A 4,807-nucleotide genomic window follows, 5' to 3' on the forward strand; every position below is an offset into this window, starting at 1 on the left:
GCCCTCGATCCGGCCGGCGGCGCGCGCGAGCTGATCGCGGCACCCCGCGGCAACGCCAAAACCACCTACGCCGGCCAGCTCTTCGTGATCTGGTGCCTGGCCTACGGCTACAAGCGCTATCCCGTCATCCTGTCCGACAGCTTCGACCAGGCCGCCGTGATCCTGGAGGGCATCAAGGCGGAGATCGAGGTCAACCCGCGCCTGGCGCAGGACTTCCCGGACCTCTGCGGCGCCGGCCCGACCTGGCAGGTCGGCGTCGCGGTGCTGCGCAACGGCGCCAAGATCCAGGTCGGCGGCAGCGGCAAGAAGCTGCGCGGCTTCCGGCACGGCGCCCAGCGGCCGGACCTGGTCGTCTGCGACGACCTGGAGAACGACGAGAACGTCCGCGCCCCGGAGCAGCGCGACAAGCTGGAGAAGTGGCTGGACAAAACCGTCGACCCGCTCGGCCCCCCGGACGGCTCGATGGACCTCATCTACGTCAACACCTTCCTGCACTACGACGCCGTCGCCGCCCGCAAGTCGCGCAACCCGCTGTGGCGCGCGACGATCTTCCAGGCGGTGGTCCGCTGGCCGGACCGGATGGACCTCTGGGAGCGCTGGGAGGAGGTCCTGCGCAACGAAGGCGTCGAGGAAGCGGATGCCTTCCACACCGAGCATCGGGCCGAGATGGAGCAGGGCGCCGAGGTGCTGTGGCCGGCGGTGCAGCCGCTGGTCAAGCTGATGAAGACCCGCGTTCGGATCGGCACCTCGGCCTTCGACAGCGAGTACCAGAACGACCCCGTCAGCAAGGAAGACGCGCTCTTCGGAACGGTGACCTTCTGGGTCGAGCGCCTCAGCTCCTGGATCTTCTTCGGCGCCTGCGACCCGAGCCTGGGCAAGGCGAACCGAGGGCGCGATCCCTCGGCCATCCTGGTCGGCGGCCTCGATCGGGAGACCGGCGTCCTCGACGTGGTCGAGGCCTCGATCCGCAAGCGCCTGCCGGACCGGATCATCGAAGACATCATCCTCCTCGAGGAGGAGTACCGCTGCGCCAAGTGGGTCGTCGAGGCGGTGCAGTTCCAGGAGTTCTTCCGCACCGAGCTGGTCAAGCGCTCGGCCGCGCGCCGCATTCCGGTGCCGGCGGTGCCGGTCATCCCGATCGCCGACAAGGCGCTGCGCATCGAGCGCCTGCAGCCGCATGTCGCCAACGGGCTGATCCGGCTGCACCCGCGCTTCACAGCGCTGCTCGACCAGATGCGGCACTTCCCGATGGTCGACCACGACGACGGCCTGGACTGCCTGGAGATGCTGTGGTCGGCGGCGGTCGGGGGGGCGGTCACCTACGACTACCGGCCGGTGCGGCCGGATCGCGCGGGGCGGGAGCAGTCCGCCGGCGGCTTCTCCCTGCCACGCCGGCCCCGCTTCGATGACGACGACGAGCCGGACCGCAGGGTCCGGCGCTCACTCCGTGGGAGGGCTTACTGATGGTGGGGCTCGTCGACCAGTACGGCCGGCCGCTGAAGATCGATCGCCGGGCGCTGCGCCGGGAAGAGGCGACGCCGACCCTGGCCGGGGTGCGCAGCATCCTGGCCGACCACCCGTCGGCCGGCCTGACGCCGCAGCGCCTGGCGCAGATCCTGCGCGAGGCGGAAGCGGGCGACGCGACGCGGCAGCTGGAGCTGGCGGAGGACATGGAGGAGAAGGACCTCCACTACCTCGGCGTCCTGGGCACGCGCAAGCGCGCGATCGCGCAGCTCGACATCACGGTGGAAGCCGCGAGCGACGCCAAGCCGGACCAGGAGGACGCCGACCTGATCCGGGAGTGGCTCGCCCGGGACGAGCTGGAAGACGAGCTGTTCGACGTCCTGGACGGGATCGGCAAAGGGTACAGCGCCACCGAGATCGTCTGGGACCTGGTCGACGGCCAGCGCTGGCTGCCGAGCCGCCTGGAATGGCGGGACCCGCGCTGGTTCGAGATCGACCGGACCGACGGCAGGACGCTGCTGCTGCGCAGCGACAGCGGACCGCAGCCGCTGACGCCCTTCAAGTACATCGTCCACGTCCACAAGGCCAAGTCGGGCCTGCCGATCCGCGGCGGCCTGGCGCGCATCGCCGCCTGGTCCTGGATGTTCAAGTCCTTCGCCTCCAAGGACTGGGCGATCTTCTGCGAGACCTACGGCCAGCCGCTGCGCCTCGGCCGCTATGGACCGGAGACCACGGAAGCGGATCGCCAGGTGCTCTACGACGCGGTGGCGAACATCGCCAGCGACTGCGCCGCGATCATCCCCAAGGGGATGGAAGTCGAGTTCGTCAAGGCCGAGGGTGCTGCGACCAACGCACAGCTCTACCAGGCGCGCTGCGACTGGCTCGACCAGCAGGTCTCCAAGGCGGTGCTCGGCCAGACCACGACGACCGACGCGATCGCCGGCGGCCACGCGGTGAGCCAGGAGCACCGCGAGGTGCAGAAGGACATCGAGCGCTCCGACGCGCGGCAGCTGGCGGCGACGCTGAACCGCCAGCTCGTCCGGCCGATCATCGACCTGACCCGCGGTCCGCAGCGGGCCTATCCGCGGATCGTCATCGGCCGCGCCGACACGGTCGACGTCACGGTCATGTCGGGGGCCCTGGAGAAGCTCGTGCCGCTCGGCCTCAAGGTGCAGATGAGCGAGGTCCGCGACAAGCTGGGCTTCGCCGACCCCGAGAAGGACGCCGAGCTGCTGGCTCCGCCGGCGGCAACTCCAGCGCCGCCGGCGGCGGAGCCGCCCGCCCTCGCGACCCAGGCGGCAACTCCTCCGGCCCGGCCGGCGCCGCAACAGCAGCCGGCGCCCGAGCGCCTGGCCGAGCGCCTCGACGCGGAGGCGGCAGGCCTGCTCGGCGGCCTGGTCGAGGAGATCCGCAAGGTGGTCGAAGGAACCGGCGACCTCGCCGAGCTGCAGCAGCGCCTCCTGGAGATCCAGCCGGACATGCCGCTCGACGAGCTGGCCGACATCATGGCCCGGGCGATGGCCGCTGCCGACTTGGCCGGCCGGGCCGGGGTGATCGATGGCTGACCCCTTCGGCCTGCCGTTCGACGAGGCCATCGCCTACTGGCGCCAGAAGGTACCGATCCCGACCCGGCGCTGGGACGATCTCTGGCAAGGCGCCCACACGCGCGGCTTCATGGTCGCCGGCGCGATGCGCGACGATCTCCTGGCCGACTTCCAGGTGGCGATCGGCAAGGCGATCGAAAGCGGCAGCACGATCGAGGAGTTCCGCCGGGACTTCGACCGGATCGTCGAGCGCTACGGCTGGACCTACAACGGTGGGCGCGGCTGGCGGACGCGCGTCATCTACCAGACCAACCTCGACACCGCCTACCAGGCCGGGCGCTACGCCCAGATGACCGATCCGGACGTGCTGTCCTATCGGCCCTACTGGCGCTATCGCCACGGCGGCAGCCTCAACCCGCGCCACCAGCACCAGGCCTGGGACGGCCTGGTGCTGGCCGCCGACGATCCCTGGTGGGAGACGCACTATCCGCCGAACGGCTGGGGCTGCAGCTGCTACGTCGAGGCGATCACGAAGCGCGAGCTGCAGCGCCTCGGCAAGAGCGGTCCCGACCAGGCGCCCGACGACGGCACCTACCAGTACCTCGACAAGCGGACCGGCCAGACGATCGAGGTGCCGCGCGGCATCGATCCCGGCTGGGCGTACAACGTCGGCGAAGCGGCCTACGGCCGGCGGCTGACCGACGACGCGATGGCGGCCTGGCGCGCGCAGGGCGCAGCCGCCTGGGAACAGCTCACGCCCGGCGACTGGCAGAGCGCCGGCCTGCCGGCCACGATCCCGGTGGACGCGCCGAAGGCGAAGCTCGGCCCCGCCGCCGGGTCTATCGACGAGCTGCGGCAACAGATCGAGACGGCGATCGGCGGCGCCGAGCGCCTCGTCACCCTGCCGGACGGCGATCGCCTTCTGGTCAACGCCGCCGGCCTCGCCGAGCATCTGCCGCTCGGCCGAGCGCCCTTCGTCCCGTTCCTGCCCGAGCTGCTCGACGAGCCGGCCGAGATCTGGCTCGCCTTCGAGCGCCACAAGGGCACGGGCAAGGTCGAGCTGCGCAAGCGCCTGGTCAAGCTGGTCCAGCTCGACCGCACCCGGCCGCTGCTCATGGTGGCGCAGGCGCGCAAGGGCGTCTTCGAGGCCTGGACGATGATCCCGGCACGCGATCCCGGCTACGCGCAGCGCCAGCGCGTCGGTCGCCTGCTCTGGAAGCGGAAGTGATGGGGGCTGCGCCGATGTGGCCAGCGCGCCGCCGGGCATCGGTTGCTGGGGCCACATCCCGCCGGTGCCGTCGTGCCCGCAAAGATGGGGCCGATCGGTCGCGGAGGCAAGGGTGAGCGGCGCCCGCATCCGCCTGGACAGCGCCGAGGTCGATCGCGCGCTGGAGCGTCTCATATCCCTCGGCCGCCGGCCGGAGCCGGCGCTGAAGAACATCGGCCTGCACCTGGTGCAGTCGACGAAGGAACGGTTCGTCCAGGAACGGGCGCCCGACGGCTCGGCCTGGGCGCCGCTGAACCCGGCCTATGCCGCGACGAAGAAAGGCCCCGGCATCCTGCGCGAGCTGGGCAACGCCGGCGGCCTGATGGGCTCGATCACCTACAAGGTCTCCGGCCACCAGGTCGAGGAAGGCACGAACAAGGTCCAGGCCGCCGTGCACCAGTTCGGCGCCACGATCGTCCCTCGCAACGGCGAGGCCCTGGCTTTCTCGCTCGGCGGCGAGGCGGTCTTCGCGAAGTCGGTGACGATCCCGGCCCGGCCCTACCTCGGCGTCAGCGCCGACGACGAGGCCGAG

4 protein-coding genes are annotated in these 4,807 nt (G+C 71.1%); all 4 read left to right on the plus strand.

Going from position 1 to position 4,807, the window contains the following annotated elements:
• On the plus strand, positions 1–1,464 hold a 1,464-nt coding region (gene terL / locus B9O00_RS31865; RefSeq protein WP_143596442.1), incomplete at its 5' end, for a phage terminase large subunit.
• A complete protein-coding gene (locus B9O00_RS31870) occupies positions 1,464–3,029 on the plus strand; it encodes a DUF935 domain-containing protein (RefSeq protein WP_085127463.1) in 1,566 nt (521 codons plus the stop codon). The genes terL and B9O00_RS31870, both read left to right, overlap by 1 nt.
• Positions 3,022–4,236, plus strand: coding sequence for a PBECR2 nuclease fold domain-containing protein (locus B9O00_RS33315; RefSeq protein ID WP_085127465.1), 1,215 nt, complete (start codon positions 3,022–3,024; stop codon positions 4,234–4,236). Before B9O00_RS31870 ends, B9O00_RS33315 begins: the two co-directional genes overlap by 8 nt.
• A 112-nt stretch (positions 4,237–4,348) precedes the next feature.
• A partial coding sequence (locus B9O00_RS31880; RefSeq protein ID WP_085127467.1) for a phage virion morphogenesis protein occupies positions 4,349–4,807 on the plus strand: 459 nt, incomplete at its 3' end.

This window comes from Tistlia consotensis USBA 355, from assembly GCF_900177295.1.
GTDB lineage: Bacteria > Pseudomonadota > Alphaproteobacteria > Kiloniellales > DSM-21159 > Tistlia > Tistlia consotensis.